The organism is Dyella sp. Tek66A03 (genome assembly GCF_052567735.1).
The window spans coordinates 394,548-421,335 of sequence record NZ_CP199584.1; the positions used below are offsets into that span (position 1 = coordinate 394,548).

Here is a 26,788-nt window from a genome sequence, read left to right on the forward strand (position 1 = left end):
ATGCTTGCTGACAACGACTGCGTTAGGTCGCCCATACTTGCCAGGTGCCTTTTCTCAGTTACGGTTTGTCTTGCTTCGCATTCGGCATTGGCACAAAACAACGTTTGCCCCAACGATGGCTCAGGCGAGGATGCCTTTGTGTGTGCAAAGCAGGGCGCAGACGCCGCAGACGCGAAGCTCAGTGAGACTTACCAGCACGCGTTGACTCAGCTCAGTGGTAGCGACAACCTGGAACGAGCCAAAACGTCCCTCATCGAATCGGAACGTGCTTGGGTCAAGTTCCGTGACGCAGATTGTGTTGTCCAGGACCGACTATTCGAACAAGGGTCAATGCGGCGAGCGATGGTTGAGATGTGCCTGCAATCGCATTCTGAGCAACGCACAAGAGACCTCCAGAATATGCGGCTTCCATAACCACCAAAGAGTCCGCTTGCGGCCCGTGGCGGAAGTCGCTTGAAAGACTTCGAAGCGCAATATCAGTTACTGAAAGTGCTCACCTAGCGGTCCGTAGCCTGGGGTTACAGGGAAGATAGTGATGCGAATGTTGCGTTTCTACTGCGTCGCCACAGGCTTTTTGCTCGCAGGCCAAGCCTGGGCTGACGGCTGCCATTTGATGAGCTACGGAAGCTTGCCCGTGGATATGGTCGGCGCACGAGCCACGACTATGGTGAAAATCAACGGCAGCGATACCCGCTTCATTATGGATACGGGCGCATCCTTCAACTCCATGTCGAGCGCCAACGCCTCGTCGCTTGGACTCAAGCAACGCATCGCACCCTTTGGTTTTCGCATCAGCGGTGTTGGAGGCGATGCGACTGCGGAAGTGGCGTCCGTCAAAGAATTCGGCATCCTCGATACCACGCTCAAGAATATCGAATTCATTGTCGGCGGCACCGATACAGGTTACGGATTGGTTGGTGCGAACCTGCTCGATCTGGCCGATCTGGAAATCGATCTTGCCCACGGCAAATTGACGCTGTTCAAAGCCGAGCACTGCAATAAATTGGCGCTGGCGTATTGGGTAAAGGGCGGCGACTACAACGTCGCCGATATCGAACCGGCCGACAACCAGTTCGATCGGCGCACTTTCTTCAACGTGACGATCAATGGCAAGAAGGTGCGAGCCTTGCTCGATTCGGGGGCATCTGCCACCGTGCTGACGCGTGACGCCGCCGAACGGGCCGGCATCAACTTCAGCGCGCCCGATGTCAGGGCCAGCGGTAGCAGCACCGGCGTTGGCGCCAAGCACGTCAGGACATGGACGGTACGCATTGACTCGTTCTCGGTCGGTTCGGAAACGATTCAGCACAGTCAGATGCAGGTCATTGACGGAAGCATTGGCGACAAAACCGACATGCTGCTCGGCGTGGATTTTCTCCTCGCCCATCACATGTTCATTGCCAACAGTCAAAAGAAAGCCTATTTCACCTATAACGGTGGACGCGTGTTTACCTTCGCCGCGGCACCGAGCGACAGCGGCCAATCCGATGCCGGTGCCTCTGCAAACGAGAACGGCGCCGCGCCCAAGACCGCAGGCGATTACGTTCTACTGGGCCAGGCGCACCTGTCTCGCGGGGAACCGAACGCAGCTGTCGCCGATCTGGACGAGGCGATCCGTATGGCGCCCGATCAAGCCGCTTACTATCTCGCCCGTGCAAGGGCACATGCGGCCGGCAGACAGTCCGAGGCTGCGCTCACCGATCTGGACAAGTCCTTGAGCCTGGATCCGAAGAACGTCGATGCGTTGTTGATGCGCGCCGAACTCCACTTAGCGCACAAGGACCACACAGATGTTGCAGTCGACGTCGCGGCGGCAAGTGCCCTGGCACCTGCGGGATCAGCGCAGGCGCGTGCGATTGCCGCCCTTTACATCCAACTCGATCAACCCGCGGCGGCGTTACGCTTACTCGACGATTGGATTCGGCTGCATGACGACGATGCGATGCTTGGCGCCGTGCTCAATGAGCGCTGTTGGGCGCGTGGCCTGAGCAATCAGATGCTCGACGGTGCCTTGAAGGATTGCCGTAAGGCGATCAAGCGTGACGGCGCAAACCCGGCCTACCTCGACAGTCTCGGCTTGGTTGAGTTGAGGCTGGGACACTATCCGGAGTCGATCAAGGCCTACGAGCAGGCCGTCGCACAAAGGCCGCGTTCTGCGTGGTCGCGTTACGGCCTTGGCCTGGCGAAAGTTCGCAGTGGCCAGACAGAGGCGGGTAATGCGGATCTAGCCGCCGCGCGCACGCTCGATCCGCAAGTCGAGACACGTGCCACCAAATATGGCTTGACCGCGGCTGGACCATAGGGTGCCTGCCACTCGAACTCGAACTCGAACGCTCAGCTAGCTGAGTGGGTCGTTTCGATGCGAATGAGCATTCTGCCTCCTTGGACAAATGGTCCCAAACCGTACTTTGACAGGGGTCTGTTATCGAACCGCGCGGACACGCAATTTGGCGCGGTCGCAGGATGACTTTGCGGGTTCAGAATCGCCCTCGTGTAGGTTTTGTGAAGACAGTGCCGACGCGATGCGGGTGCTATAGTTTTTCGGCGCCGATGGCGGCCGGCGTGGCCTTAAGTTGCGCGCGTGCGACGTTTGGATGCAGCAAAGGTGCGGCTTTTTGAGGACTGCTGCCTCCACTTTCCCCAGCGGCTCAGGATGAGGTATCGCCATGAAGAGTTTGACGCTTGCATCGTTCGCGGTTTTGGCGTTTGTGATGGCTGCGCCCGCTTTTTCGGTCGACAATTCGCAGCCACAGAACGGATCGTTGTCCTACAGCGGAAACTTTTTGACATGGAGGGATGCGGGCCACCGCATCACGTTGACGACAGACGGGCGCCAGCGGATTTTTGTGCACGCCATTTGGCCTGACGGCTGGATGGGGCTGCATAGCAGCGATCAGATTGAACGGATCAACGGACAGCCCGTGCGCTGGGTGGGACAACTCGTCGAGCAGTTGAAAAAACATGACCCGACGCCAGTCGTGCTCACCGTTTATCACCACGATATCGACATGCGCATCTACGAACGGCGGGAACTTCAGTTTACAAAGGCCGATTACTCCAAGTTCATTCCGGAGGGCTGATAGCCTCTAGCACGAGGCAAACGGCCCATTGACGAGATTGTCTTCCCGATGGACAGTTCGTCATTGGGCCTTTTCTTAGGCTTCTTCTGCTTGCGCATCGGGCTGGCTTGCCGGTTGAATCCGCAACCCAAAACGGACAGGTTCTCCTAGAGGCCCCGTGTCGATCCCGCAGGCACTCGTTCGTCGCATACGTGAAGGTGACCGCGCCGGCCGCCCTTTCCGCCAAGGAGACAGTCATGTCCTACATCGATGGTTTCGTGATCGCCGTACCCAACGCCAAGCGCGAGCAGTTTATCGAGCACGCCCGTACCTTTGATGGCTTTTTCTTGGAGTTCGGCGCCATCCGGGTGGTGGAGTGCTGGGGCGATGATGTGCCCGACGGCAAGCTGACCGATTTCCGCCGCGCCGTACAGGCGGAGAAGGATGAATCCGTGGTGTTCTCCTGGGTGGAATGGCCCGACAAGGCCGCTCGCGACGCCGGCATGGAAAAAATCATGAAAGACCCGCGCATGCCGGCCGCCGGTGACATGCCCTTCGATGGCAAGCGCATGATCTTTGGCGGCTTCACGCCGGTGGTCAGCCTGCCCCACTAGGAAGGCTCTACCTGCGCTTCAAAGTAAGGCCCGCTTGCGAGCCGAAGCAGACCTCAGCTGCCAGTTCGTCGGAGTGCCAACGTGTCAACCATTCTGCGGCGGTCTTGCAGACGGCTACCGATGGCCGTGGCGTGGTGTTCGCGCGCAGTGTCATGACCACTGACGAGGTAGCCGCCGGCCGACTCATCCTGTTGAATCCGAAGGTGAAGCTGGCGTCACTACTGGCTCAATACGTGGTCTATCGGGCCGAAAGTTCCTGGCTGCCCAAAATCGTGGCATTTCGCGAACGTAGAAGTAGGAGGCGGCAGCAACCGGCTGAGTGGTGCGGGCCTGACTTTCGACCCATGGCAGGCGAGGCAAGGTGTGGTTAGGTGGGGGTTTGCGCAGTCCACTGGGGAACTCTTGATGCCACGCCTTCGTATGCTTGTCATAGCCACGTCCATTGCGCTGGCCGCCTGTTCGCAGCAATCGAACGAACAGGCTGCGCCGCCTGGTCCCGCTTCCGCCGGCACCGCGCCAGCCAAGGCATCCACGGCGGCGCTGGCCGCCGAGGTCAGTGCCGTAAACCCGTTCCTCTCGCCCAGCACGCTGCCGTTCGAGGCACCGCCGTTCGACAAGATCAAGGATGGCGACTACCAGCCGGCGCTAGAGGAGGGCATGAAGCAGCACCTGGAGGAGATCAACAAGATCGCCGACAACCCGGATGCGCCAACCTTCGAGAACACCTTCATCCCGATGGAGAAGTCGGGTGAGCTGCTGTCCCGCGTTCGCCGCGCCTTCTTTGCGGTGACGGGTGCCAACACCAACGACGTGCTGCAGAAAGTGCAGCAGGACGAAGCGCCCAAGTTTGCGGAGCATCAGGACGCCATCGTCCTGAACGATCGGCTCTTCAAACGCATCGAGACGATCTACGGTCAGCGTGATTCGCTCAAGCTTGATCCGGAATCCAAGCGCTTGGTGGAGGTCACCTACAAGAACTTCGTGCGCGGCGGCGCAAAACTTTCCGATGCCGACAAGACCAAGCTCAAGGACCTCAACAAGGAAGAGTCCGGCCTGCGCGCTCAGTTCACCAAGAAGCTGCTGGCGGCCACCAAGGCCGGTGCGCTGGTGGTGGACGACAAAGCCAAGCTCGATGGGTTGTCCGATGGCGACATCGCCGCCGCTTCGCAGGCTGCAGCCGGTCGCAAGATGGACGGCAAGTGGGTGATCCCGTTGCAAAACACCACGCAGCAGCCGGCGTTACAGAACCTCGACGACCGCGCCACACGCGAGCAGTTGTTCAAGGCGTCGTGGGGTCGCGCCGAGAAGGGCGACGACAATGACACGCGTGAGCTGATTTCCCGCATCGCGCAGATTCGCGCCGAGCAGGCCAAACTGCTGGGCTTCTCCAGTTACGCTGCATGGAAGCTGGAAGACCAGATGGCCAAGACGCCGGAAACGGCGATCACCTTCATGGACAAGCTGGCCCCGGCTGCCACCGCGCGTGCCGAGCGCGAGGCGAAAGATATCCAGGACGTGATCGACCAGCAGAAGGGCGACTTCAAGGTCGAGGCGTGGGACTGGAATCACTACGCCGAGCAAGTCCGCAAGGCCAAGTACGATCTCGACGAATCGCAGATCAAGCCGTACTTCGAGCTGGACAACGTGCTGCAGAATGGCGTGTTCTTTGCCGCCAACCAGCTCTACGGTCTGACCTTCAAGGAGCGCAAAGACATCCCCGTCTGGCAGCCTGACGTACGCGTGTTCGAAGTGTTCGACAAGGACGGCACCTCCATGGCGCTGTTCTACAGCGACTACTTCAAGCGCGACAACAAGCAGGGAGGCGCATGGATGAGCAACCTGGTGGCGCAATCCAAACTGATGGGCACCAAGCCGGTGATCTTCAACGTCGCCAACTTCACCAAGCCGGCACCGGGCAAGCCAGCGCTGCTGTCGTTCGGCGATGTCATCACCATGTTCCATGAGTTCGGTCATGGTCTGCATGGCATCTTCGCGAATTCCGAATATCCGAGTCTTTCGGGTTCGGCAACGGCGCGCGATTTCGTGGAGTTCCCGTCGCAGTTCAACGAGCACTGGGCCACCGATCCGAAGATCTTCGCCAACTACGCGAAAAACTATAAGACGGGCGAGCCGATGCCGGACGAGCTGGTCGAGAAGATCAAGAAGGCCAAGACCTTCAACAAAGGCTACGACATGACCGAGTTGCTTTCGGCCGCGTTGCTGGACATGAGCTGGCACAGCCTGTCGGCCGATGCGCCGAAGCAGGATCCGGACAAGTTCGAAATGGACGCGCTCACCAAGGCCAAGATCAACCTGAGCTACGTGCCGCCGCGCTACCGTTCCAGCTACTTCCAACATATCTGGGGCAACGGCTACGCCGCCGGTTACTACGCCTACCTGTGGACGGAAATGCTGGCTGACGACGCCTTCCAGGGCTTCGTCGACAAGGGTGGCCTGACCCGCGAGAACGGCGACCGTTTCCGCGCGATGATCCTCTCGCAGGGCAACACGCAAGACCTGGCCACCATGTACAGGAACTGGCGCGGCAAGGATCCGAGCATCGAACCGATGCTGCTTAATCGCGGTCTGAAGGAAGCGCCGCCGAAGAAGTAATGATTTCTTGGTGTTGAAGAAGGAAAGGGCCGGCTACTCCGGCCCTTTCTTTTTGGGCGGCCATGAAGAACGTTCACGACTTACCGCTCAGCTACCGGGTCCGGTGCCTCATCTGCAACACTCCTGCTGCTTGCGCAGTCGTTAGTGTGTTGCATCGACCGGTTGAGGCCGCCACCCGCAGCGGACGCTTAGAAAAGAATGACGCATTTCATTGTTAGACCATCCGCTACCGATAAGGGGCACGAATAAAAAAGCGTGGCTTGGCAACAACATTGTTGTTTCTCTCCATGAACGCGGCATTTGCACAGCAAGCGACACCTGCCCGCATTCCGCTTGCTGATCATCACCTCCATGTTGATTGTCATACGTATCAACTATATATATGCGGCGTATGGATCCGGCTGCAAAAAGTCGTCAAGTGACAGGTCGTCTTCGTAAGAATCTGGGGTCCGCTCCCGACCCAACGAGGAGATCGTGGTTCCAGCTAGAAGTACATGTCTTCAACTAGGACAAGTCCATGACTAGAAAAATTACGGCCGTGTTGGTAGCGACAGTTTTCCTACTCGCCGCTGGCGCAAAAGTTTCGCGGGCCGCAGAAGCGGTGCCAGCCGCATTGCAGCCGCCCGCCGGTTACACCGTAGCTTTCACGGCGAAAGCTACGGGGGTTCAGATCTATACGAGTACGGCTGACGGCGGCGCTGCGCCGAAATGGACTTTCGAGGCGCCGCTAGCTGAGCTGAGCTGGCGCGAGGGCGTGATCCATCACTATGCCGGCCCATCGTGGGAGGCCGTCGATGGAAGCAAAGTCGTACGTGATATGGATACGCCCGTCATAACGGCGCCTGCGAAGCAGTCATCTAGCGACATTCCTTGGTTACTCATCAAGGTTGCCGCCGACCCTGCGCCCGGTGTCTTGAGCAAGGTCGTCTACGTTCAGCGGATCTCAACGCAAGGTGGCGTTGCACCTGCCAAACCGCCTACTCGAGTCGGAACAAAGGTGGGGGTTCCTTATACGGCCACCTACGTGTTCTACATCAAGGCCGACTGACGTCTTGCAGAACGTCAGTATTTTTCGCCGAAGAACTGGCGTGCGCAACGCGGCCGTTGAAACCGAATTTTTCGGTTTGCCAGTTCATTGGATTCGCTAGCTATGCCTGCTTGGCTCAATGCCTGATCACCTGCAGGGCGGTGGCCAAGCGCTCGGAATCACTTACCCAGCCGAAGTTGTCGCCCTCGCTATACATGACGCGTACGGTAGCCTCATGGTCTGCGGGGTCATAGGCCGCACAGGCATCCTTCAGAAGAACGCAGGCGTAGCCCAGGTCGACCGCTTGGCGCAAAGTCGATGCTACGCAGCATTGCGTCGTATAACCCATGAGCAGCAGGGTATCGATGCCACGCACACGCAACACGGTATCCAAAGTCGTTTGGTGGAAGGCGCTGAATCCCGCCTTGTCTATGACGGGTTCTCGATCCGCGGGTCGCACATCGTGAATAATCTCAGTCCCTTTCTCACCCTTCACCAAAAATCGGCCCAGGGGGCCGAGTGAACCAATGGCCAGGTCGTTTTGACGGCGGAACGGATTGAGATCAGACAGGTCGGGTGCGTAACACTCGCGGGTGAAGAACACGAGCATGCCGGCTTCGCGTGCTGCGGACAGTGCACGCTGGGCGGCAGGTATCGCCGCCGCGAGTGGTTCAATGGGCAAGCCCAAGGCTCCCGCGCGGCCTTCTGGCGCGACGAAATCCGCTTGAAAGTCGATGCATCCGAGCGCGGTGCGCGCCGTGTCCAGTTCGATCAAGCGTCCACGCTCGCAGGAAAGCTTTAGGCGGGCCAAGGCGTACCTCCGGATTGAGTGTCGACACGAGCCTCGCGAACCTTGCCGCGTGGCCCTCTCTGGAATCGTGGATAGTTCAGAACCCAACCCTGTGACGCCTCGACCGCCATTTCGGATACGTCCCAGTATCTATATCAGGTCTCTGGCCCATTCGCCCATCGACCCAGAGCGAGTCCGCCTTGAGGCGACAGCAGCCCCTCGCTCGACGACGCGCTCTCCCATACGTTGCCCGGCAACGGACCGATGCTGACCCCGCGCGTGGTCGCTGCCTACGGCGAGCAACGCGCAGGCTTCGCTGATGCCGGTAGCTGCAGCGCTACTCGGACGTGGCACCGGTGACCGAGCGCGGATATCGCGCGCCTTTAGTCGAAGTGGTGCACGTAGCCCACTTGAAAGCCGCCGGGAAGAAGGGAAATGATCCATGGCGAGTTCCGATGCGCAGCCCAAAGGCCCACGCCCGTGCCGATGGCGGCACCGACCAGTACATCACTTTGCCAGTGCCCATGGGTCTTTACGCGGGCAACGGCATCGTATGCGGGGAGCACGGCGAGGAGATAGACCGCGGGGTGATCGCTACCGTAGGCAGCCATGAACGGGGTCACGGCCGCCGCTACTGCCGCGACTTCGCCGCTAGGAAAACTCTGGGCATGGATGCCCTGGAACCACTTGTTGGGATTGTCGGTCTGCGAGGGACGTTCGCGCTGGAACGTCCATTTGAGCGCCTGCGTGCCGACGCCAGTGATGACCATCGAGTCAACCGATCGCCAGAACGTATTCCCGAGCTTGTCCTCGTCTCCCAGCCACAGAGCACCCACGCCGACCGTGACAATGGATCCGTAGATCAGGATCTCCTGATTGCTGCGTTTCCAGATGCCGCTGTTGTCGTACGGCACGAGATGATCAAGGCCTAGAAGGCCGCTGCCACCCCACGCGGGGCCGCAGGCAAAGGCAAGGGCAAAAGCCGCAAACCGTCGCGCATGCATGAGCACGCCCTCCAGACTGCGAGTCGATCTGAGTTGCCACCAGGAACCTACGCTTGCCTGCTTTCCACTGCCTTACAACGGCAAGGTCGGAACATGCGGCCAACAGGATCATCGGCGCGCGGATGAAGCTTTTCCACTGAGATCCCGCCGGTGTACTGGAGGCGCAGCGGCCGCGGCGGTTCGATCATGGCGGCTGCTCGGCCGCCGATGAGGTGGAAGATGAACGCTACGCGCGCTGACGTAGCCGTAACAAACGTTGGTGTTGAATCCCCGCATCTAACGGAGGGAAGCTCATGAAGAAGCACAGTGGCGGCATGACAACGACTTGCGTGGCGATCGCGCTCAGCCTCGCTTGCGCTGCGAGTGGCGCGCAGGATCTGGGCAAGCTTGGCAGTATGATTCCCGGCGGCGGCTCCATGACTTCGGGCAGCATGGGTAATGTGGCGGGTTTGTTGGAGTATTGCGTCAAGAACAACTATCTCGGTGGCAATTCGGGCGCGTCAGGCATCAAGGATCAGCTGCTTGGAAAAATGGGCGGATCTTCCGGCGCGACGGCCAGCGCTGGCGACAAGTCATCCGGTGCCAGCGATATGCTCGGTCAGCTGACCGGCAGCAAGCACGCGGCAAGCAGTTCGACGGGCGGCAGTCCTACCAGCGACGCCGGCTACTTGAGCGGCGCGAAGGGCATCCTGCAGGGCAGTGACGGCAAGAGCATGGACCTGGCCAGCGTCGGCGGCGGATCAAGCGATATCAAGTCGCAGATCACCACCAAGGTCTGCGATACCGTGTTGAAGCAGGGCAAGTCGTTCCTGGGTCATTGACGGGCTCCACGGGGACGTTACCACTGCCCTCCACGCATCGGCGCGTTGCGCGCCGATGCGATGCGTAGAGTCGCCATGACGCCCTCGCATCAATGATGGTGTTCTTGCAGTGGCCCCGGTATGCCGCCCTGTTCCAACCCACCACTTTCCAGCCATTGCTCGGTACATGCCTTTGACTTCGCGATGAGTGCGCGAGCCGATGAGTAGTCGTAAGGCGAGGTATCCAGCGGGCACAGGCTGGGCACGATGCGCAGCTCGACGTGGCTATTCGCGAAATGCTCCGCATCGTGAATCAGCTGGCGCGACACCAGCAAACTGAGCGCATGCAGGGCGCGCGCGATCGCCCCGGTCGGAATCTGGCTGATGGCGCAGGCAAAACCGGTGGGCAGGACGATAACGCGGGTGGCGCCCAGCTTGATCGCCGTTGAGATCGGCGTGTTGTTGGCCACGCCGCCATCCACCAGCAGTCGGGCCCCGATCTGTACCGGAGGAAACACGCCTGGTATCGCGGCACTGGCCAGCACGGCATCGACGACCGATCCGGAGGACAGCACGACTTCCTCACCCGTCAGCATGTCCGACGCGACGATGTACAGGGGCAATCGTGCCTCTTCCAGGCGTGCATACTCGACGTGCTTTTCCAGCAGGGAGCGCAGCCCGTAGGAATCGACCAGATAGTCACGACGACGCAGCAAGCCGATCACGCTACCCAGGTTGAGCGGAAATACATCGCGGCGCCGGATCACGCACCACAGCCGCTCCAGTTTGTCCGCGCCATCGCGGGTTGGGTCCGCAGCGAAGTAGGCGGCATTGATGGCGCCCGCCGAGGCGCCCACCATGAACGCAGGCGCCTCTCCCCAGTCGAGCAACGCCTGCAGCATGCCCACCTCGACCGCACCGAGACTGCCGCCGCCTGCCAGTACAAAGGCGGTTCGCTTGATACTGTCGGTCTGGGTCATGTCGCTCACCTGCATGCTGCCGTGTGCGCTCGAAGCCGTAGGTCAGAATGACGTAGTCAGCCTGGTCAGCCAATCCGGGCTGATGGACAAGAGGGCGGCTTCGAGTTTTCGATCCAGCCCGCTCAGTATGAGCGCGCCGACCAACACGAAGCAGCCACCCAGCACAGACTTGCTGATGCCGCCAATCGACGCCAGCGAACCGCGCATGCGCGTCATCCTAGCGCCCGACACCAAGCTTAATCCCAACAGCGGAAGCCCCGCACCCAGGCCGAACAGCATCATCAGCAGCGCTATGTGGCCAAGATTCTTTCCCTGTGCCGCCAGCGTCGTCGCAGCGCCGAGCGTGGGGCCGACGCACGGGCTCCACACCACGCCAAGCAAGAGTCCGATCAGGAACTGGCTCCACAGACCCTCGCCTTTGACGACGCCAAGCGCGCGCTGGCCGCTTGAACCTAGGCCTGAACTGACCCGGGAGAAAACCACCTGCAAGCGTGACGACAGCATCACGATGCCAAACAGCACCATGAGCGCTGCCGCTACCTGACGGAACGTACCCGCGCTCAAGCCAATCGACGCACCCAGGGTGGCGACGAAAATGCCCACCAGCGCAAACGAAAGGCTGAGCCCGAGCGCGAGCATCGTGCTGCCAAGCCGATGTTTGGACAGGGCTGACGCAATAAGAATAGGCAGGATGGGCAACACGCATGGTGACAACAAGGTGGCCGCGCCGGCCAGAAAACCCAACAGGTATGTGCCCAGACCGAAGTCCATCAAAGTGCCTGTTCCAGCGTCGCGCGTATCGCGTTTTCCTGGGTCTGCCCGGTTGAGCGCGCGACTTCATGCCCCTGCTTGAACACCACGAAGGTCGACTGCTGGTTCACCTTGAGCGCCTTCTCGAGTGCGGTCTCCTTGTCGAAATCCGCCACGAAGATGGTCACGTCCTTCAGGCGCGGCTCCGCCGACAGCTTGTCGACGATGGGTTGCTGCGCGCGGCAGGTCGGGCACCAGTCCGCGTGCAGATAGACCACCACGGGTTTGCCCGCGGCCACGGCCTTGTCGTACTGCGCTTGGTTGAATGGCACCTCGCCCGCAAACGCCGAGCTTGCCAGCATCAGGCATAGGCCGCCCGCTAGATAACTGAGTGTGCTTGCTTTCATTTCACGCATGGCTCCGTGGTGAGGTGAGGGCGCGCGATTTGCGCGGCGGTATGCATAACTGTTCTTCGCCGCGGGAGCCGAGGGCGTTACCTGCCAGCAGACGTCTCACGCAGCGGTGCGGATGCCGAGCATGCGCGCCAGCAGGGTGTCGAGGCTTGCCTTGCCCGGTCCGGCGATCAGCAGCCAGAAAAAGATCAGGCTGTACACCACTTCGTCGGCTTCAACGTAGTCGTCCAACCCCATCAGGTTGCTCGATACGACCAGGGTCACCGCGACGGCCATATTGATCAGCATGGGTATGCAGACCAGTCGCGTGAACAGGCCGAGCATCAACAGCAGGCCACCGATCAGTTCGGTCCACGCCGACAGCCCGGCGCTGAAGGCCGGGAAGGGGATGCCCCAGCCCATGAAGCGCATGGTGAAGCCTTCGAGGTTGTGAACCTTGGCAATGCCTGTCTCGAGCCAGAAATAGCCGAACACCACGCGAACCGTGAGTGGCCCCAGCCATTCGATGGTGCGGAGCATCTGAAGCAGGCGCGAAGCCGTGGTGGCGATGAACTGACGCATGGTTGCGGATCCCGGGGCAACGAAGTGCAAACATCATGGTTATGTCGTGGCCCACTCGCCATGTTCGGGCGTCCGCGCTTTCTAGCCCGCAGTCCGATCCTTGCTCGCGACGGCCAGTTTGGCTCCGACGCCGGACGATCGGGCACAAGAACCGGATGCACGGGAACAGTCATCGACGCCCGGGTTGTCGAGAATGCGGAGGTCGGATCTGTCGGCGAGTTTGATATGCCGGGTCCGGCAAAGCGTTTCCCAACGCCGCGAACCATGGCGGCTCTCATGACTTATCAGGAGTGATCCATGAAGACCAACAAACTCAACGGCGCGGCCATGGCGATGATGGTTGCCGGCTTGTTTGCCGTCACCTCGATGTCCGCCTCGGCGGCCGACAAGACGCCCGCCGGCGACTCCGCCGCTGTCAAGTGCATGCACTCGTCATCCTGCAAGGGCCAAGGCTCGTGCAAGCAGGCCACCAACTCCTGCAAGGGCCAGAATTCGTGCAAGGGCCAGGGCTTCACCATGCAGAAGTCTCAGGATGACTGCACCGCCGCTCAAGCCGCCGCGAAGAAGTCGTAATGTGGACGGCGGAGCTTCCCGGCTTGCCTGGGAAGCTCCGCCACTGCCGCTATGAATAGCGAATCGCACACCAACCAGCTTCCCTATCTCGGCTATGGCCTGGGCCTGCGCGTCGATCACTACGAGGCGCTGCTGGAAAATCCGGGCAACGTGGAGTGGCTGGAGATCGTCTCCGAGAATTACCTGATACCTGGCGGACGGCCGCTTGCGTGGCTGGAAAGATTCCGCGAGCGTTTTCCACTCGTCATGCACGGCGTATCGATGTCGATTGGCAGCACCGACCCGCTTGACCATGGCTATCTTGCGCGACTGGCCGGGCTGGCCCGCCATATCGAACCGATGTGGGTGTCCGATCACCTGTGCTGGACCGGCGTGCAAGGCGTCAACCTGCATGACCTGATGCCGCTGCCGTATACCGAGGAAGCGCTGGCGCACGTCGTGGACCGCGTGCGTCGCGTGCAGGATATCCTCGGGCGCCGCATCCTGCTCGAGAACGTGTCGAGCTATATCAGCTTCGCCCAATCGCAATTGACGGAATGGCAGTTTCTCGCCGCCGTGGCGGAACGTGCGGACTGCATGATCCTGCTCGATATCAACAATATCCATGTGAGCGCATACAACCACGGGTTCTCTGCGCTGGACTATCTGGACGGCATTCCTGCAGCGCGAGTGCAACAGTTTCATCTTGCCGGACATGAGCACGGCGAGCGGCTGCTCATTGATACCCACGACGCGCCGATCGTCGACTCCGTGTGGGATCTCTACGTCGAAGCGGTGCGTCGCTATGGCCGCGTATCCACCATGATCGAGCGCGATGATCACATCCCGCCGTTGACCGAACTTCAAGCCGAGCTCGATCACGCGCGGCGGCTGGCGGCGCCGCTGCTGCGGGAGGCGGCATGACCGATCTGCAGACCCTCCAGCAGCACCTGCTGCAGGCCATGCTGACGAATGCCCCGCCACGACTGCGCGAACTGCGCGGCGAGGACTCCGCCGATATCACCAGCCGCCTGGCGGTTTACCGCAATGGCTACCGCATCCGCCTGCGCGACGCCCTGGCGACGGAATACGCGGGGCTTGGGCTGATGGCGGGGCATCGATTTAGCCACCTGCTGGATGGTTATGCGGCGGCGCACCCGTCCGAGCACTACAACATCCGCTGGCATGGCGCGGGCCTGCCGGCCTATCTGGAACATGCCTTGCCCTGGCGCGAAAAGCCTGAGCTGGCCGATATGGCACGCCTGGACTGGGCGATTTCAACCGTCTTCGATGTGGCCGACGAGGCCGTCTTGCCTGCGGCTGACCTCGCCGGTGTGCCGGCTGAGGCATGGGCCGATTTGCGGCTCACCCCGCTGGGCCATCTGCAGATATTGACCAGCGCCTATAACGTCGATGCGTTCCGCCGTGCGGCCGACCGCGGCCTGAAACGTCCACGCTTGCGGCGCCTCGGCAAGCCTCGTCACATGCTCGTCTGGCGCCAATCGCTGGAAGTTCGCTACCGGACGATTCAGGCAGATGAATGCGCGGCGCTGGCGGGTGCCATGCGGGGTGAGGCGTTTTCACGGCTTTGTGAACGACTGGCGGAGCACAATGGCCCGGTTAAGGCGCTGCCGCGCATGGCGGCACTGCTTTCCCAATGGCTGGATGAAGGGCTGATAGGCGGATTGCGGGCCTCACTTTGGCCCGTCATGGCGGGCGGGGGTGCCATGTAACCGCACGGACCCATCCGGCGAAGTTCAGGTATCGAGCGAACTGTCGGAAGGAAGTCCCGTGTACATCGAACCGAATCCTGTCCTGTCCGCTGGCCCCTGTCCCGTGCTCATCGAGCCGGCACTGGAGTCGCTGCTCAACCACTCGATGCTGCGCGTCGAGGTGATCGCCGAATTGCATCGCTGTGGCTCGTGGTTCCTCGACGAACCACGTTATCCGCGCGGACTGTTTCATCTCGTCGGCGTGGGTCGATGCAGGGTCGAAAGTCCCGCGCTCGATGACGCACTAGATCTGGAGACCGGTGATCTCGTCTTGTTCCCGCATGGTGACCCGCACCGTCTGAGTGCGCGCGGCCATGCCGGCGCGGAACGCCAGGACCAGACCAGCCTGATCTGCGGCGAACTCCATTTCATGGGAACGTCGCAACATCCACTCAGCCAGGCCTTGCCTGCGTGCGTAGTGATCCGCTCGAAGTCGGCCCATCACACGTTCCAACAGTTGTCGGCCATGATGGTCGAGGTGGTCAATGCCGGGCTCGCGGGTCGCCAGGTGTTGCTCAACAAACTCGCCGACGCGCTGTTTACGCTGGCGGTTTGCGATTTTGCGCAACGCACGGACGAGCGCCGCGGGCTCTTCGCCTCGCTGGCTGATCCGCGTATCGCCAGGGTCATGCAAGCGGTCTATGAGAACCCCGGCCTGACCTGGACCATGCAGTCGATGGCCTCGCTCGCCTGCATGTCACGTTCCGCCTTTGCCGAACGCTTCACCCAGCTGATGAAGGTACCGCCGGTGCAATACGTCACGCAGTGGCGCGTCAGCGTCGCGGAGCAACTCCTGCGCGATCGCCAGCAATCCGTGGCGGGCATTGCCCAGCAACTCGGCTACAGCAGCGAAGCGGCGTTCCGTCGCCTGTTCAAGCGGGTCAGCGGCATCTGCCCGGGACGGGTTCGCGCGGAAAGTTGCCGGGCCGTCGCGTTGAACTGAGCGAACTTGGCTTGCTCGAACCCACTGGCGGCCGTCCGACCCATCAACGCCGTGATTTCGCGTGGTGCGGGTTTACTGCTCGTCGATAGCGCGCGGCCATGCGGCCGCGCGACTCCTTGGGTTCACGCGATCAGGCGTTCTTTGTGGACAGCGTTCGCCGCGTTGCGTATAGCTTCCATGGCCAGCACAAAGGCTGCCGGTCCGTGACTGATGCGTGCGACACCGGCGTCGGACAACTCTCGTGCATGAGGGAGCCCTGGCATCGTCATGACGTTCAAGGGTAGGTCGATGGTGTTGCACAGGTCCCGAATGGCGGACAAGTCCACCAGGCCGGGAACGAAGAATCCGGAGGCGCCAGCGCGCGCATAGGCGGCCGCCCGTTCTTTCGCCTCGGGTATGCCAGCAGGTGGCTTGATTCCGGTGCCAAGGAACAGATCGGTGCGGGCATTGATGAAAAGTGGAACACCGCGCGCCTCAGCCATGGCCCGGATCGCGGCGATGCGCGCGCTTTGCGCATCAACGCCATGCAGGCCAGTCCCGTGCACGATGCGGTCCTCGAAGTTGATGCCGACCACGCCGTGGTCCATCAAGCGCGCGACGTTGGCAGCGCAAAACTGAGGGTCATCGCTGTAGCCGCCCTCGACATCCACCGTCACCGGGACATCCACGGCGCTGGTGATGCGAGCAACGACGTCTTCGACGAAGGTGAAGGGCATCGACTCGCCGTCACCATAACCCTGCGCCGCAGCTACGGCCCAGCTGCTCGTCGCGATCACGGGCGAACCCGCATCCCGAATGGCCTTGGCACTGCCGGCATCCCAGGCGTTATAGAGGACGAGCGGGTTACCCTTGACGTGAAGCGAAGCCAACAACGCTGCGAGTTCGTTCTGCTGCATGTCACAACTCCTTGATGGTTGGATTGAACCACGTGGATCAGGTCGCATTGAGCTGGAACGTCAGGTGTTCAGGCTTGAAGGAGCGCAGGAAGTCTTCGGCATCAAATGCGTCCCCCAAGGCCAATGCACCGCTGCGATGGAAGGAAGGTTGAAGCATGCGCGCGGCCGCCTCGACGACAAGGGGCGCGGTGACGGCGTAGATGTCCTGTCCCTGCGCGAGGGCGCGACGTGTGCCGCTACTATCGCGCGCGACAACCTCCATGGCGAATTTCTGTGCCGATCGCCCCTGCGTGTCGACGGCCACGGGCGCGGGTGTCGTGGCGTCACGTATTTCATTGAGGGACGACGCATTGAGATAGGCGCGCAAGTTGCGCACCTGCAGATGGCGGGAGATCGTGATGATCTCGCTGAAGGGCATGGCTTCCATCTCCTGCACACCATGCGGCGCATCGAAGGTCCATGCCGTCTTCGCCGCGGGGACGGCCATGGGCACCAGGTTGCCATTCTCGACCACGACCCGCGGCACGCGATTGCGCTCGCCGGTCTTGCGGGTTCCTTCGGTCGGCCACCAGTGATCGAGGGCGATGGCAACGGTCATGTCCTCCGCCGGACGTTGGCAAACCGGGGCGCTGGCGAGAAGGTCCGCCAGGCCGCCGTAAAAGCCGGCCGCCGGGATCACGGCAACACCCGTGTCGCGAGCACGCCGGTCATAGCGCTCAAAGGTCGAGAGCGCACTGGCTTGTTCCGCCGTGACATCCAGATAGGCACTGCCCGCCCGCAAAGCGGCCTCGACGATGGGAGCTACCGTATCCAGGAACGGGCCGGCGCAATTGATGACCACGGAGCAGCCGGCGAACGCCCGGTCCAGGGCAGCCGCATCATCGATACCGGCGAGCCGCGCCGTCACGCCCGCGGGCATTCTCGATATATCGCGGCCCACCGCCACAACCGCTAAGCCGCGGCGCAGCAGTTCACCGATAACGAACTTTCCCGTATGGCCCGTCGCGCCATAGACCGCCACCGCCTTTCTGTTCGTCGTCATAATCCGGGCTACCGTTGAACGCTACAGACCTGTCTGTTCCTTGTAACGCTACAGAACGGTCTGTATCATGTCAACACCCAAGTTGGCCCGGTGCCGGAAATGAAGACGCGAGTGCCTGTTAAGCACCAAAAAGCGCAGGGGGGCGAAGCCCTGGATGTGCGCGAACGCATTCTGGAATGCGCCTCGAGCCTTTTTTACCAGCGAGGCGTCCGCGCCGTCGGCGTCGATCTGGTGGTGGAGCAGGCCGGCGTGGCCAAGACCAGCCTGTATCGACACTTCCGCACCAAGGACGATCTCATCGTCGCTTTCCTGCAGCGTGAGGATGTCGACTTCTGGACTACCTGGGATGGTGTGGCGGCCGCTCATGCGGATGATCCGGCTGGCGAACTGGCAGCCCAAATGCGCTGGATAGGCGCGCGCCTGGCGCGTTCGAACTATCGCGGTTGTCCGCAGATCAATGTCGCTGCCGAATTTCCCGAACAGGATCATCCCGCGCGACAGGTGGCCCGCGCGCATATGCAGGCGCTGCGGGCGCGCCTGGATATCATCGCCAGGCGGCTCGATGTGGCCCGCCCGGATGTGCTGGCCGCGCAACTGGCCCTATTGGTCAATGGCGCCTTCGTGAGCTCAGACCTGCTTGTCACTGACGATGCGATCCAGATTCTTCTCGCATCCATGCAGGCGCTGCTCGAGGCTGCGCACGCAACCAAGTAACGCCTTCAGCTCCAGGGATTGGAGCGTTCGACCTGATTGATTACGGCCCATCGAAATTTGAGCGAGGCGGTGACCGAACCCGCCCCGCTCATCTTTCCTTTAGTGCGCGACGTAGCTGGCGATCACCTGCACATTGGCGAACGCCTTGATGCCGACCACGCTGACGTACCAGATACCCGGAGCCGGGCTCGTCTGCACGATCGTCTCGTTGTTGTTTCTAAGTAAAACTACGGACGAGGTGCGAACCCGACGATGTGAAAATAACCATCGTCATGGGGGTGCGCTGTTGACGCGAAACTGACATCGCCATCACTACCTTGGCATCGCAGAGTCCCACTCACCACCTGAATCGCTGACGCTTGAAAGCTCTGGCTGACCCGAGGCGGCGGCGAGCAGGCAAGCGGTGCGGCCGGGTCAGGCGAGAAGGGTCCCTGGAGCGTTCGATGGGTATGCAGCGAGTCCCATCACGTGCACTTCACCTTGCTTGCTGGGGATGCGCAATGAGCTATCGATCAAAACGTCGCGGTATCAGTCTGTTGGCGGGCTGTGTGTTGTCATGCCTCGCCGCCACGGCAATGGCCGACGACACACTCGCGATATCAAACAGCTTGTACTCGATTGCCCCTAATCCGGACGAAACCAGGGGCGGCGAGTGGGACTTCTGGCGATACGCCGTGGGCGCCGGCGTGGTCAGCATGCCGACCTTCCCCGGCGCCAGGGGCACCAAGGTCGAAGGTCTGCCGATCTTCAGTGTGGGCTACGGTCGTTGGTTCTTCGGCGCCAACCCGGATGCGGGATCGCTGGTGTCGCTGGGTGCCTACCTGTATCACGATGCCCATTGGCGGGCGGGTGTGGCGGTGACCTACGATTTCATCGAACCGCGACAGGAATCGGACGACTCGCATTTGCGCGGCCTGGGCGATGTAAAACGCACGACCCACTTCGATGCATTTGGCGTCTTCACCTACGACTGGTTCACGGCACGCAGCAGCGTGCTGACGGATATCGGCGATAACCAGCGCGGCACCACGGTGACCCTGGACACCATGGGCAAGTACTCGCCGACCGAGCAGTGGACGCTATCCGCGGGGCCAGGCGTGACGTGGGGAAGCGACCAGTACAACACGACGTACTTTGGCGTGAATGCAGAACAAAGCGTGCGCTCCGGGCTGCCGCCGTACTCGCTGGGTTCAGGCGTGAACGAAGTGCGCTTTTCCGTCGGCGCGGCCTATCACCCGACACCGCACTGGAATATCGGGGCCGACATCACGGCGGCCTGGATCGAAAATCACTCGGGTGACAGCCCGATCGTGCAAAAGAAGAATCAGATGACGTATGGCTTGCTGGTAACCTATCTGTTCTTCTGAGGTGGCGGGAATCTTTCCGCTCCCACGCGCGTCTGTGACATCACAAGGCCCCTCGTATGAGGGGCTTTGTGCTTGCAAGGCTGGCCGCAACCTCTACCAGGGCACGTGGGCGCCGTTGGCATCTACGTCGCTGGATTCCTCGAACGCCTTTTCCATCGCTTCGAGCTCGGCGTCCGATGGCGGCTTCTCGCTAGCAGTTTCGCCGTGCGAAGGCGGCGGCGCCGGATTGGCGATCAGCTCGCGCACGCGATCAAGCACATAAGCAAAGAACGGGTTCGATGCCATGCGCATCATGGCGTCAATGTTCAGCACGAGCGCGCCGCGTTCACCACGGGGTGCCTGCGTGCCCAGGTGCGTGCCATAGAACTCATCGGGGTTGGGCGTGGTTCCGTAGAGCGAGTCGTCCAGCGGAAACGGGAGCGACACGTGCGACATGGAAAATACGCCGGGTGGGTAGTGCAGCGCCAACGGACGTGTGCGCGACTCGGTGGAGTGCGCCTCGATGGTCGTCTCCACGATCGCATCGTCCGGCGGCATGCTTCCCAACACGGTAATGCGGAAACGTTGCGGCCCCGTGGGCAGCACGCGGCTGAGCGCCCGCGATGAAGTGGGGCGCATGAACACATCGAAGCTCGGGTCGCGATTCACGTCGAACAACACGATTTCGCTGCCGTTGTCCGGCAGCAGTCCATAGAGGGAACGCATCACCGCTGCCGTGCTTACCGTGAAGTCGACCACGGACTGAAAGGTCAGTACGGGTGCGATGCTGCCGAGCTGATTGCTTTGCGCCAGACGCTGGAGCTGGCTTTGCAGCGCATCGGTGAGCCGGTAGGCCTGGCGTGCGCCGTTGACGGGGAAGGAGTTGTACTTGAAGGGATTGAACTCCGGCACCACGTCCAGCCACGAAGCGCGCGCAAAGGGCGGCAACAAGGCGGGCAGGCCGGCAATCCCGGCAAAGCGTGCAAAGCGCGTAATGCCGATCATGGGCGAAATGAGGATCAGTCGGTCAGGACGCGCGAGCCTGGGGTCCTCGATGGCTTCGAGCGCATATTTCATCGCCAGCGCACCGCCATTGGAAAAACCGACGAGGTGCAGCGGTGCGTGAGGATCGGCATGCGTGCGTGCCTCGCGTACCGCCAGGCGCGTCGCGGCCATCCAGTCGGCCCATTGCACGTGACTGAGGCCGGACGGCACGGTGCCATGTCCAGGCAGGCGGATGGCGACCACGAAGAAGCCTTCATTGCGATACACGCGGGCGATGTGGCGAAGGCTGTACGGCGAATCGGTCAGCCCGTGCAGCAACACGACGGTGCCTACCACGGGGCCATCGGGCGTCATTTGGTAAGAGCGGTTCCAGTCCGTGGCAAAGCGCCCAGGGTAGATGGGTGCTCCCGCGTAATAGCGATTGCCGGCGGTCTGGTCCTCGGGCGGAAGCTTGTCCGTGACGTTGCGCTTCACCTCGTCAAAGAGTGCATTTTCAGCGGTCAGGTAGCCTTTCCAGTCGGTGGCGTCGATCTGCGCCGCATTCAGTTCATGCGGTTCGAAGGTATGCCATGCGTGCAGCGGCGCCCCCCGCCATGCATCCCAGGCGCGCATGCCGAGCACGCTGAGCAAGACTACCAGTACCAGGATCACCAAACGCTTGAGTGCCGTAAGTATCGATCGATACATCGAACCACCCCTTGATTTTGGCGCTGAGCCAAGCGCCGCTCGAGCGTATCTCAGCGGCATGCGATCGACAATCGCGCCGTGCTCTGAGGAGTTCCACGAGGCCATACAGGACTTGGCTTATTTCACGGGTTCCCCACGGATGCATGCCTATGCTGCGCGCGGGACGCATGGCCGGTTGGCATGTGCATTTGCAGTGGCTCATTGCGTGCGCAACTTGCCGTCGCCGATGCCAAGGCACAGGCGTGCGGACCATGCACGCAACGTGCTGCTTTGCGAAAGCTTGCGGCGATCGCGTTCAACGCCACGCCGCCCCTTCGCCTCTGCCAGTCGACGTGCCAGCGTTTGATCGGTGATATAGCCATGCAGGAACAGCAGGTCGGTCCAGAGCGAGCTCATGCGAGCCTCCAGTGCAAGGGCAGGGATGGAATACGGCTAGCGTCACATCGACGTGCTCAATCGACGGTTTCGCCTTCCAACGGTGTCGCCAGCATGGACGGCCGTTGCAGAAAGGCGCGATACCACGCCGAAAGATGCGGCCGTCCGCTTTCGAATGCAGGCAGTTCGCGAAACGCGAGCCAACTCAGCGCCGTGGCAAGGGCTATCGCGCCGATATCAACATCCGTGGCTGCCCCTGCTTCGCCGCGCGACCACTCCCGCTCAAGAAAATCATACGAAGCAACCAGCTTCTCGATCTGTCCATCGCGCATCGCGGCGTAGCGATAAGGCGCGGGCCTGCGCACGGTTTCGTGGCGCACGCTGATGCCCGCCTCGCACAGGCCTTGCGCCAGTGCCTGGAGTTGCAAGCTTCGCCATCGTTGCTTCGGCGCGGCAGGAATCATCTTCGGTCCGGCATGAAGGCTGTCCAGGTATTCGCAGATGACGCTCGAGTCGAACAGCGCGGTGCCATCGTCGCGTACCAACACGGGCACCTTGCCCAGCGGGTTCAGTTGAAACACTTGTTCATTGCGCTGGGTTGGGCTGGTCTCGTGGTGAATCACCTCGAGGCGATCGGCCACGCCGACTTCATAGGCCATGACCAGCACCTTGCGCGCGTACGGGGAGTGCGTCTGATAGAGAAGTTTCATAAGGCCTGTGAGTGGGTGGCTGGGCGGCTGAGACGTCCATCGGCGGCGCCCAAGGGCGAGCGATGGACGAGTATTTTGGCGAGCTGCCGCGCGGGGAGGCTGCGTATTTGCCCGCCTTACCGTTGCCTGGACGCATCTTTTGGCTTATCAATGCGGCATGACGACTAACTACGTTCTTGACGACTTCGACCGCGAGATCCTTCGACGCGTGCAACTGGATGCGCGCGTGACCGGCGAGGACATTGGCGCAGATATCGGCCTGTCCGCCGCGGCGGTGCAGCGTCGGCTCAAGCATCTGCGCAAGCTGGGTGTGATCACCGCTGAAGTCGCCGTCGTGAACCCGGCGGCCGTGGGCCAGGCGATGACGTTTATCGTTGGCGTGGAGCTGGAGCGCGAGCGCGTGGACATGCTCGATGCGTTCCGCGTGGCCGCGCGTGCCGACCCCAATGTGCAGCAGTGCTACTACGTAACCGGCGAAGCCGACTTCGTGTTGATCGTCACCGCCAAGGACATGGACGACTTCGAGGTATTTACCCGTCGCCTCCTGTTCGACAACGCGAACATCCGGCGATTCACCACCAACGTGGTGATGGCGCGCGACAAGGTGGGAACCGTAGTGCCTGTCTAGTCATTCGCTGAAGGCCGCGCCTTATCCACCGGCGTCGGCAAACGCCTGACCTGTCCCTGTGCCACGAACACGGAGCAGCGATCCGCGTCGTGGTGCGACGGTCAAAGCAAGGCCCATCTCACTCAGGGCGTGCGCGGTTTAGCCCGAGTGCGCTTTCTGGCGCTCGGCGCTCGGGGTGCATCCTTGGCTGACAAGGCGCGGCCGTCGTTCATCCGCTCGATCCACGACAAGTCATCGACGTACGACAGGAAATGCTGGAGATACCCAGGCGACAGTTCGCGCATGAGCGCGATCGACCGGTGTGCGAGGGCTCCCGAGTTGAGCGGGCCTGCGTTCCCGGGCGCCTGCTTTAGCGACTGCCGCAGGTGACTGTCGCTACGCACCTTGGACCAGATTTTTTGAAACGCATCGAGCGCCGCCAATTCCGGATACGAAGCGGGCAGGCGCGCCCCCTCGCCGGCGGTCAGATCGTCGCCCCGCGTCGCCGCGTAATTGGCCATGTGATCGACCAGTGCTCCAAGCGCTCCACGAACGGGCACACCGGACGTCGTCGCGTTGCTCGTCGCCACGGCGGCGAGGTCGTCGGCATAGCTGTCCAGCAGCTTGGACAGTCGGTCCTCCAGCAGGCGTCGCACCTCGCCGTCGTGGCTGGCAGCGCGGTGCTCCAGCGCCACCATGACATGGAACCGCATGGGATCCAGGCGATCGGCATGCTGTTCGCGCCACGCGTCCAATAGCGCCCTGGCGTGGGCTCCACTAGGGCTCATGGGTCGCCGCTGTGGTCGGCGAGGGCTTCGGAATGGGCGCTATCTCCACGCGTCGGTTCTTGGCCCTGCCCTCGTCATTGGCATTCGAGCTGACCGGCTGCTCGGCACCGAACGCAGCAGCAAATACCGAGGAGGCGGAGACGCCGTCTGCGATCAAGGCGCGGGTCACGGTTAGCGCGCGCTCGGCCGACAGCTCCCAGTTGTCGGCAAACTGGCGGTTACCATCGCGCACCTGCTGGTCGTCGGTGAAGCCGCTCACCATCAGGATTTCATCGCGGGACTGCAGATAGTTGGAAAGCGGCCCCGCCAGGCTCTTCAAGACCTCACGTCCTTCGGGCTGAAGCTGATCGGAGTTCAGCGCGAACAACACGCTGCCGCGAATGCCGATGCGTCCGTTGACGAGCGTCACACGGCCCGCTGCCAGCGGGCCCGCCAAGGCCTGCTCCAGGGTCATGCGGCGCTGCGCCTCGGCCTGTCGCTGCTTGACCTCTTCATCCAGCCGGCTCGAGAGTTGCAGCTGCACGCCGATCACGCCGACCAGGATCAGCACGAACGCACCGAGCAGTACCGACATCAGGTCGCCGAACGCGGCCCAGATCGGTGCCGTCGACTCCGCTTCGACGTCTATGTCGTCGTTCATGCCGTTTCGATCTCGGCCGACGCCCGCTGCTCGGCAAGCTGCTGCAGGTCCTCGATGATCTGCTTGTGCGACATCATGCTGAGGTCGACGACTTCCCTGGCCTGCGCCACGTAGTACGCCAGCTGTTCGTCGCTGCGCGCGAGCGAGTTGTCCAGCGCGGTGGCGACGTGCTGCAAGCGCTCCATCAACGCTTCGTTCGACTGGCCGAACAGCTGTACTGCCACGCCAAATGCGTCGCCCAGGCTCGCCACCTCGATGGCACTGCCGGTGACCTGGGCAGCGATCGCGCCGAGCTTGCCGGTTTCGGCTTCGATATGGTCGGTGAAGCGGGTGCTGACGCGCTCCAGCAGATCGGCCGAGGTGGTGACCAGCGCATCGACGGCGGTCCGTTGCTCGGTGGACGCATGGTTCACGGCATCGAGCAGGGTTTCCACCGTGGCGAGCAGACGGCTGCGTTCATCCAGCATGGCGGTATCGCGGACCATGCTGTCGGAGAGCTTCTGGCGCAGCTCGGCAATGACTTCGGCCGCCGCCTTGGGTGCTTCGGACGCGGCTTGCACGAGACGGGAGATCTCGGTAATCGTGTCGCTGGCGTGTGCCCGTGTCTGTGCCGAGATCTCGCGAGAGGTCAGCGCGAGCGTGTCGCAGATCTCCTGCTGTCGGCTCGCGGCGTGCTCGCCTGCCTGCTGCCACTGCGCGTTCAACGCCGCCGTCATCGAAGCGAACGCCGCGGTCCAGCTCGTCAGTCGTTTTTCATCCCGCGATTCAAGCGCCGCCTGCAAGTCCCCATGCGACTGGTGCACGAGGCGAACCAGCGACGCGGCGTGCTCCTCGAAGGTTCCCGCGGCAACGGCCAGGGCTTGCTGGTTGCGGCCTGCCAACGCTTCATTGACGGCGTCCTGCCGCGACAGCGCGTGGTTCCACGCATCCGCCGCGTAGTTCGCGGTGGCGTCGATGCGCGCCGAGACACCGTCCAGCAGACCGGCCGAACGTTGCTCGAAGGTCTCGCTAAATCGCTCCAGCGAGAGGCGCAGATCCTGGGCAAGCGCTTCGTTCGATTGCCGCTGCTCGGCCAGCGCCTTGTTCCAAATATCCGCCACGGTCGTGGTGGTCGTCGCGAAGCCGGCCGTCAGCCCCTCGAGTTGCCGCTGCACGGCCTGCGCGACGGTGTCGTGCAGGGCAGTGGTTTCGCGGGCGAGGCCGGCCATGGTGGACTCCACGACCGGTTGCAGCGCCGCGCTTGCGGCGCGGGCGCTTTCGCTAACGCTGGTCTTCAACGACTGCTCCACCGAGGAGGCGAGGCGCGTGTAGGCGGTCGTGGTGTTGGCGTGGAAAGCCTCATGGCTGGCGGACTGCCGCTCGCTCGCGGCCACGCTGTGTTGCTCGATCGTCGCCATCATCGTTTGCAGCCGATCGATCAGGGCCGGCATCGATTCGGTCTGCTGTTGCAGCAGCTTGAACGCTTGATCACGCTGATGGCTCTGCGAGAAGGTGCGCAAGGTGGTCGCGATCTTCGCGTCCAGCAGCTGCACGGCCTGCAGGCGCTCGCGCCTGCACAGGGCTGACAGCAGCCCAAGCATGGCGGAGGTGGCCACGCCCGCGATCGAGGTGCCAAACGCAAACCCCAGTCCCTTGACCGGAGCGGCGAGAGAGCCGCGGATTGCCTGCAGATCCGTTGCGCTTTCCAGCGCGATGCCGGTGCCTCGGAGCGTCGCCATCATGCCCAGCAGCGTGCCCAGCATGCCTAGCAAGACCAGCAAGCCGACCAGATATGGCGTCAGCGCCGGCGCCGGCAACGCCACGCGCTCACCCTCGACGCGTAGACGCACCGCATTGCGCAGGCTGGGATGCAGGCGCCCGAGCCAGTCACCCAGCCCGCTTGGCGCTGCGGACAAGTCCGTCACGGCATGCTGCAACGTGGACGTGGCTTGTCGATAGCGATACAGCTCAAGCGCACCAGCGATGTAGCAGACGCCAATCAAGCTGGCGACGGCCGCTCCCAGCGGATTCGAGCCGATGTAGCCCGCGCCGATCCAGCACACGGCGGCAAGGCCGACAACGAACACAGCGAGGTTGAGAAAATTTCTGAACATGACTACC

General features: G+C 62.0%; 28 protein-coding genes. 14 read left to right on the top strand and 14 right to left on the bottom strand.

Annotation, left to right across the window (positions count from 1 at the left end):
- The 6 genes from ACT01B_RS01700 (at position 1) to ACT01B_RS01725 (ending at position 7,334) form a co-directional block, all read left to right on the top strand.
- Positions 1 to 414 carry a lysozyme inhibitor LprI family protein gene (locus ACT01B_RS01700; protein WP_445145672.1) on the top strand — a complete coding sequence of 138 codons (414 nt, stop codon included), beginning with the start codon at positions 1 to 3 and terminating at the stop codon, positions 412 to 414.
- A gap of 250 nt (positions 415 to 664) precedes the next feature.
- Positions 665 to 2,302, top strand: a complete 1,638-nt coding sequence (locus ACT01B_RS01705) for an aspartyl protease family protein (RefSeq protein WP_445145673.1) — start codon at positions 665 to 667, stop codon at positions 2,300 to 2,302.
- 364 nt (positions 2,303 to 2,666) lie between these two features.
- Positions 2,667 to 3,080, top strand: a complete 414-nt coding sequence (locus ACT01B_RS01710; protein ID WP_445145674.1) for a hypothetical protein — start codon at positions 2,667 to 2,669, stop codon at positions 3,078 to 3,080.
- A gap of 236 nt (positions 3,081 to 3,316) precedes the next feature.
- Positions 3,317 to 3,673: a DUF1428 domain-containing protein gene (locus tag ACT01B_RS01715; RefSeq protein ID WP_445147403.1), complete on the top strand. Its 357-nt coding sequence runs from the start codon at positions 3,317 to 3,319 to the stop codon at positions 3,671 to 3,673.
- 405 nt (positions 3,674 to 4,078) lie between these two features.
- Positions 4,079 to 6,286 carry a peptidyl-dipeptidase Dcp gene (gene dcp, locus ACT01B_RS01720; RefSeq protein WP_445145675.1) on the top strand — a complete coding sequence of 736 codons (2,208 nt, stop codon included), beginning with the start codon at positions 4,079 to 4,081 and terminating at the stop codon, positions 6,284 to 6,286.
- A 517-nt stretch (positions 6,287 to 6,803) separates the two neighbouring features.
- A complete protein-coding gene (locus ACT01B_RS01725; protein WP_445145676.1) occupies positions 6,804 to 7,334 on the top strand; it encodes a DUF3455 domain-containing protein in 531 nt (176 codons plus the stop codon).
- Between the two features lie 115 nt (positions 7,335 to 7,449).
- On the opposite strand, the gene ACT01B_RS01730 is transcribed toward ACT01B_RS01725, so the two are convergent.
- Complete coding sequence (locus ACT01B_RS01730) at positions 7,450 to 8,088, bottom strand: cysteine hydrolase family protein (RefSeq protein ID WP_445145677.1); 639 nt, start codon at positions 8,086 to 8,088, stop codon at positions 7,450 to 7,452.
- Between the two features lie 398 nt (positions 8,089 to 8,486).
- The gene (locus ACT01B_RS01735; RefSeq protein ID WP_445145678.1) at positions 8,487 to 9,107 is read right to left on the bottom strand and encodes a phosphatase PAP2 family protein; all 621 of its coding nucleotides are present in this window, start codon (positions 9,105 to 9,107) and stop codon (positions 8,487 to 8,489) included.
- Positions 9,108 to 9,400: 293 nt separating this feature from the next.
- On the opposite strand from ACT01B_RS01735, the gene ACT01B_RS01740 reads away from it, so the two are divergent.
- Positions 9,401 to 9,928, top strand: coding sequence for a DUF2501 domain-containing protein (locus ACT01B_RS01740; RefSeq protein WP_445145679.1), 528 nt, complete (start codon positions 9,401 to 9,403; stop codon positions 9,926 to 9,928).
- An 89-nt stretch (positions 9,929 to 10,017) separates the two neighbouring features.
- Here the strand turns inward: ACT01B_RS01740 and ACT01B_RS01745 are convergent, their stop codons facing one another.
- From ACT01B_RS01745 to ACT01B_RS01760, 4 genes are all read right to left on the bottom strand, one after another.
- Positions 10,018 to 10,887 (bottom strand): patatin-like phospholipase family protein, encoded by an 870-nt coding sequence (locus ACT01B_RS01745; RefSeq protein ID WP_445145680.1) that lies wholly within the window; start codon positions 10,885 to 10,887, stop codon positions 10,018 to 10,020.
- A 42-nt stretch (positions 10,888 to 10,929) separates the two neighbouring features.
- Complete coding sequence (locus ACT01B_RS01750) at positions 10,930 to 11,658, bottom strand: cytochrome c biogenesis CcdA family protein (protein ID WP_445145681.1); 729 nt, start codon at positions 11,656 to 11,658, stop codon at positions 10,930 to 10,932.
- Complete coding sequence (locus ACT01B_RS01755; RefSeq protein WP_445145682.1) at positions 11,658 to 12,044, bottom strand: thioredoxin family protein; 387 nt, start codon at positions 12,042 to 12,044, stop codon at positions 11,658 to 11,660. The genes ACT01B_RS01750 and ACT01B_RS01755 overlap by 1 nt, the downstream gene beginning before the upstream one ends.
- Before the next feature lie 105 nt (positions 12,045 to 12,149).
- Positions 12,150 to 12,611, bottom strand: coding sequence for a DoxX family protein (locus ACT01B_RS01760; protein WP_445145683.1), 462 nt, complete (start codon positions 12,609 to 12,611; stop codon positions 12,150 to 12,152).
- A gap of 297 nt (positions 12,612 to 12,908) precedes the next feature.
- Between ACT01B_RS01760 and bufA2 the strand changes: the two genes are divergently transcribed.
- From bufA2 to ACT01B_RS01780, 4 genes are read left to right on the top strand one after another with little or no spacing between them, the layout of a single operon-like run.
- Positions 12,909 to 13,184: a BufA2 family periplasmic bufferin-type metallophore gene (gene bufA2 / locus ACT01B_RS01765; RefSeq protein WP_445145684.1), complete on the top strand. Its 276-nt coding sequence runs from the start codon at positions 12,909 to 12,911 to the stop codon at positions 13,182 to 13,184.
- Positions 13,185 to 13,235: 51 nt separating this feature from the next.
- A complete protein-coding gene (gene bufB / locus ACT01B_RS01770; protein WP_445145685.1) occupies positions 13,236 to 14,087 on the top strand; it encodes an MNIO family bufferin maturase in 852 nt (283 codons plus the stop codon).
- Positions 14,084 to 14,896 (top strand): HvfC/BufC family peptide modification chaperone, encoded by an 813-nt coding sequence (locus tag ACT01B_RS01775; RefSeq protein ID WP_445145686.1) that lies wholly within the window; start codon positions 14,084 to 14,086, stop codon positions 14,894 to 14,896. Before bufB ends, ACT01B_RS01775 begins: the two co-directional genes overlap by 4 nt.
- Positions 14,897 to 14,954: 58 nt before the next feature.
- The gene (locus tag ACT01B_RS01780; protein ID WP_445145687.1) at positions 14,955 to 15,878 is read left to right on the top strand and encodes an AraC family transcriptional regulator; all 924 of its coding nucleotides are present in this window, start codon (positions 14,955 to 14,957) and stop codon (positions 15,876 to 15,878) included.
- A gap of 122 nt (positions 15,879 to 16,000) precedes the next feature.
- Here the strand turns inward: ACT01B_RS01780 and ACT01B_RS01785 are convergent, their stop codons facing one another.
- Positions 16,001 to 16,774, bottom strand: a complete 774-nt coding sequence (locus ACT01B_RS01785) for an isocitrate lyase/PEP mutase family protein (RefSeq protein WP_445145688.1) — start codon at positions 16,772 to 16,774, stop codon at positions 16,001 to 16,003.
- A gap of 37 nt (positions 16,775 to 16,811) precedes the next feature.
- Positions 16,812 to 17,816: a saccharopine dehydrogenase family protein gene (locus ACT01B_RS01790; protein ID WP_445145689.1), complete on the bottom strand. Its 1,005-nt coding sequence runs from the start codon at positions 17,814 to 17,816 to the stop codon at positions 16,812 to 16,814.
- A 111-nt stretch (positions 17,817 to 17,927) separates the two neighbouring features.
- On the opposite strand from ACT01B_RS01790, the gene ACT01B_RS01795 reads away from it, so the two are divergent.
- On the top strand, positions 17,928 to 18,530 hold the full coding sequence (locus ACT01B_RS01795) for a TetR/AcrR family transcriptional regulator (protein ID WP_445145690.1): 603 nt from the start codon (positions 17,928 to 17,930) through the stop codon (positions 18,528 to 18,530).
- 500 nt (positions 18,531 to 19,030) lie between these two features.
- Positions 19,031 to 19,897 (top strand): MipA/OmpV family protein, encoded by an 867-nt coding sequence (locus ACT01B_RS01800; protein WP_445145691.1) that lies wholly within the window; start codon positions 19,031 to 19,033, stop codon positions 19,895 to 19,897.
- A 93-nt stretch (positions 19,898 to 19,990) separates the two neighbouring features.
- Here ACT01B_RS01800 and ACT01B_RS01805 read toward each other — a convergent pair whose 3' ends face one another.
- The 3 genes from ACT01B_RS01805 to ACT01B_RS01815 all read right to left on the bottom strand — a co-directional run bounded on the left by ACT01B_RS01805 (position 19,991) and on the right by ACT01B_RS01815 (position 22,653).
- Positions 19,991 to 21,568 carry an alpha/beta hydrolase gene (locus ACT01B_RS01805; RefSeq protein ID WP_445145692.1) on the bottom strand — a complete coding sequence of 526 codons (1,578 nt, stop codon included), beginning with the start codon at positions 21,566 to 21,568 and terminating at the stop codon, positions 19,991 to 19,993.
- A 198-nt stretch (positions 21,569 to 21,766) separates the two neighbouring features.
- Positions 21,767 to 21,964 (bottom strand): hypothetical protein, encoded by a 198-nt coding sequence (locus ACT01B_RS01810; RefSeq protein WP_445145693.1) that lies wholly within the window; start codon positions 21,962 to 21,964, stop codon positions 21,767 to 21,769.
- A 56-nt stretch (positions 21,965 to 22,020) separates the two neighbouring features.
- On the bottom strand, positions 22,021 to 22,653 hold the full coding sequence (locus ACT01B_RS01815; protein ID WP_445145694.1) for a glutathione S-transferase family protein: 633 nt from the start codon (positions 22,651 to 22,653) through the stop codon (positions 22,021 to 22,023).
- 157 nt (positions 22,654 to 22,810) lie between these two features.
- Here ACT01B_RS01815 and ACT01B_RS01820 point away from each other — a divergent pair, with 157 nt between their 5' ends.
- Positions 22,811 to 23,281, top strand: a complete 471-nt coding sequence (locus ACT01B_RS01820; protein WP_445145695.1) for an Lrp/AsnC family transcriptional regulator — start codon at positions 22,811 to 22,813, stop codon at positions 23,279 to 23,281.
- 122 nt (positions 23,282 to 23,403) lie between these two features.
- Here ACT01B_RS01820 and ACT01B_RS01825 read toward each other — a convergent pair whose 3' ends face one another.
- From ACT01B_RS01825 to ACT01B_RS01835, 3 genes are read right to left on the bottom strand one after another with little or no spacing between them, the layout of a single operon-like run.
- A complete protein-coding gene (locus ACT01B_RS01825; protein WP_445145696.1) occupies positions 23,404 to 24,048 on the bottom strand; it encodes a DUF2894 domain-containing protein in 645 nt (214 codons plus the stop codon).
- On the bottom strand, positions 24,038 to 24,688 hold the full coding sequence (locus ACT01B_RS01830) for an OmpA family protein (protein WP_445145697.1): 651 nt from the start codon (positions 24,686 to 24,688) through the stop codon (positions 24,038 to 24,040). Before ACT01B_RS01830 ends, ACT01B_RS01825 begins: the two co-directional genes overlap by 11 nt.
- Positions 24,685 to 26,781 (bottom strand): DUF802 domain-containing protein, encoded by a 2,097-nt coding sequence (locus tag ACT01B_RS01835; protein WP_445145698.1) that lies wholly within the window; start codon positions 26,779 to 26,781, stop codon positions 24,685 to 24,687. Before ACT01B_RS01835 ends, ACT01B_RS01830 begins: the two co-directional genes overlap by 4 nt.
- Positions 26,782 to 26,788 lie beyond the last annotated feature (7 nt).

What these genes read in the sequence shown, in the direction of transcription:
- ACT01B_RS01755 (WP_445145682.1), bottom strand. Translation starts at nt 12,044, where the DNA reads ATGAAAGCAAGCACACTCAGTTATCTAGCGGGCGGCCTATGCCTGATG.
- ACT01B_RS01830 (WP_445145697.1), bottom strand. Translation starts at nt 24,688, where the DNA reads ATGAACGACGACATAGACGTCGAAGCGGAGTCGACGGCACCGATCTGG.
- ACT01B_RS01715 (WP_445147403.1), top strand. Translation starts at nt 3,317, where the DNA reads ATGTCCTACATCGATGGTTTCGTGATCGCCGTACCCAACGCCAAGCGC.
- ACT01B_RS01825 (WP_445145696.1), bottom strand. Translation starts at nt 24,048, where the DNA reads ATGAGCCCTAGTGGAGCCCACGCCAGGGCGCTATTGGACGCGTGGCGC.
- ACT01B_RS01735 (WP_445145678.1), bottom strand. Translation starts at nt 9,107, where the DNA reads ATGCATGCGCGACGGTTTGCGGCTTTTGCCCTTGCCTTTGCCTGCGGC.
- ACT01B_RS01800 (WP_445145691.1), top strand. Translation starts at nt 19,031, where the DNA reads ATGAGCTATCGATCAAAACGTCGCGGTATCAGTCTGTTGGCGGGCTGT.
- ACT01B_RS01705 (WP_445145673.1), top strand. Translation starts at nt 665, where the DNA reads ATGGTGAAAATCAACGGCAGCGATACCCGCTTCATTATGGATACGGGC.
- dcp (WP_445145675.1), top strand. Translation starts at nt 4,079, where the DNA reads ATGCCACGCCTTCGTATGCTTGTCATAGCCACGTCCATTGCGCTGGCC.
- ACT01B_RS01750 (WP_445145681.1), bottom strand. Translation starts at nt 11,658, where the DNA reads ATGGACTTCGGTCTGGGCACATACCTGTTGGGTTTTCTGGCCGGCGCG.
- ACT01B_RS01775 (WP_445145686.1), top strand. Translation starts at nt 14,084, where the DNA reads ATGACCGATCTGCAGACCCTCCAGCAGCACCTGCTGCAGGCCATGCTG.
- ACT01B_RS01740 (WP_445145679.1), top strand. Translation starts at nt 9,401, where the DNA reads ATGAAGAAGCACAGTGGCGGCATGACAACGACTTGCGTGGCGATCGCG.
- ACT01B_RS01745 (WP_445145680.1), bottom strand. Translation starts at nt 10,887, where the DNA reads ATGACCCAGACCGACAGTATCAAGCGAACCGCCTTTGTACTGGCAGGC.
- ACT01B_RS01815 (WP_445145694.1), bottom strand. Translation starts at nt 22,653, where the DNA reads ATGAAACTTCTCTATCAGACGCACTCCCCGTACGCGCGCAAGGTGCTG.
- ACT01B_RS01725 (WP_445145676.1), top strand. Translation starts at nt 6,804, where the DNA reads ATGACTAGAAAAATTACGGCCGTGTTGGTAGCGACAGTTTTCCTACTC.
- ACT01B_RS01805 (WP_445145692.1), bottom strand. Translation starts at nt 21,568, where the DNA reads ATGTATCGATCGATACTTACGGCACTCAAGCGTTTGGTGATCCTGGTA.
- ACT01B_RS01760 (WP_445145683.1), bottom strand. Translation starts at nt 12,611, where the DNA reads ATGCGTCAGTTCATCGCCACCACGGCTTCGCGCCTGCTTCAGATGCTC.
- ACT01B_RS01820 (WP_445145695.1), top strand. Translation starts at nt 22,811, where the DNA reads ATGACGACTAACTACGTTCTTGACGACTTCGACCGCGAGATCCTTCGA.
- bufA2 (WP_445145684.1), top strand. Translation starts at nt 12,909, where the DNA reads ATGAAGACCAACAAACTCAACGGCGCGGCCATGGCGATGATGGTTGCC.
- ACT01B_RS01700 (WP_445145672.1), top strand. Translation starts at nt 1, where the DNA reads ATGCTTGCTGACAACGACTGCGTTAGGTCGCCCATACTTGCCAGGTGC.
- ACT01B_RS01835 (WP_445145698.1), bottom strand. Translation starts at nt 26,781, where the DNA reads ATGTTCAGAAATTTTCTCAACCTCGCTGTGTTCGTTGTCGGCCTTGCC.
- bufB (WP_445145685.1), top strand. Translation starts at nt 13,236, where the DNA reads ATGAATAGCGAATCGCACACCAACCAGCTTCCCTATCTCGGCTATGGC.
- ACT01B_RS01790 (WP_445145689.1), bottom strand. Translation starts at nt 17,816, where the DNA reads ATGACGACGAACAGAAAGGCGGTGGCGGTCTATGGCGCGACGGGCCAT.
- ACT01B_RS01710 (WP_445145674.1), top strand. Translation starts at nt 2,667, where the DNA reads ATGAAGAGTTTGACGCTTGCATCGTTCGCGGTTTTGGCGTTTGTGATG.
- ACT01B_RS01810 (WP_445145693.1), bottom strand. Translation starts at nt 21,964, where the DNA reads ATGAGCTCGCTCTGGACCGACCTGCTGTTCCTGCATGGCTATATCACC.
- ACT01B_RS01785 (WP_445145688.1), bottom strand. Translation starts at nt 16,774, where the DNA reads ATGCAGCAGAACGAACTCGCAGCGTTGTTGGCTTCGCTTCACGTCAAG.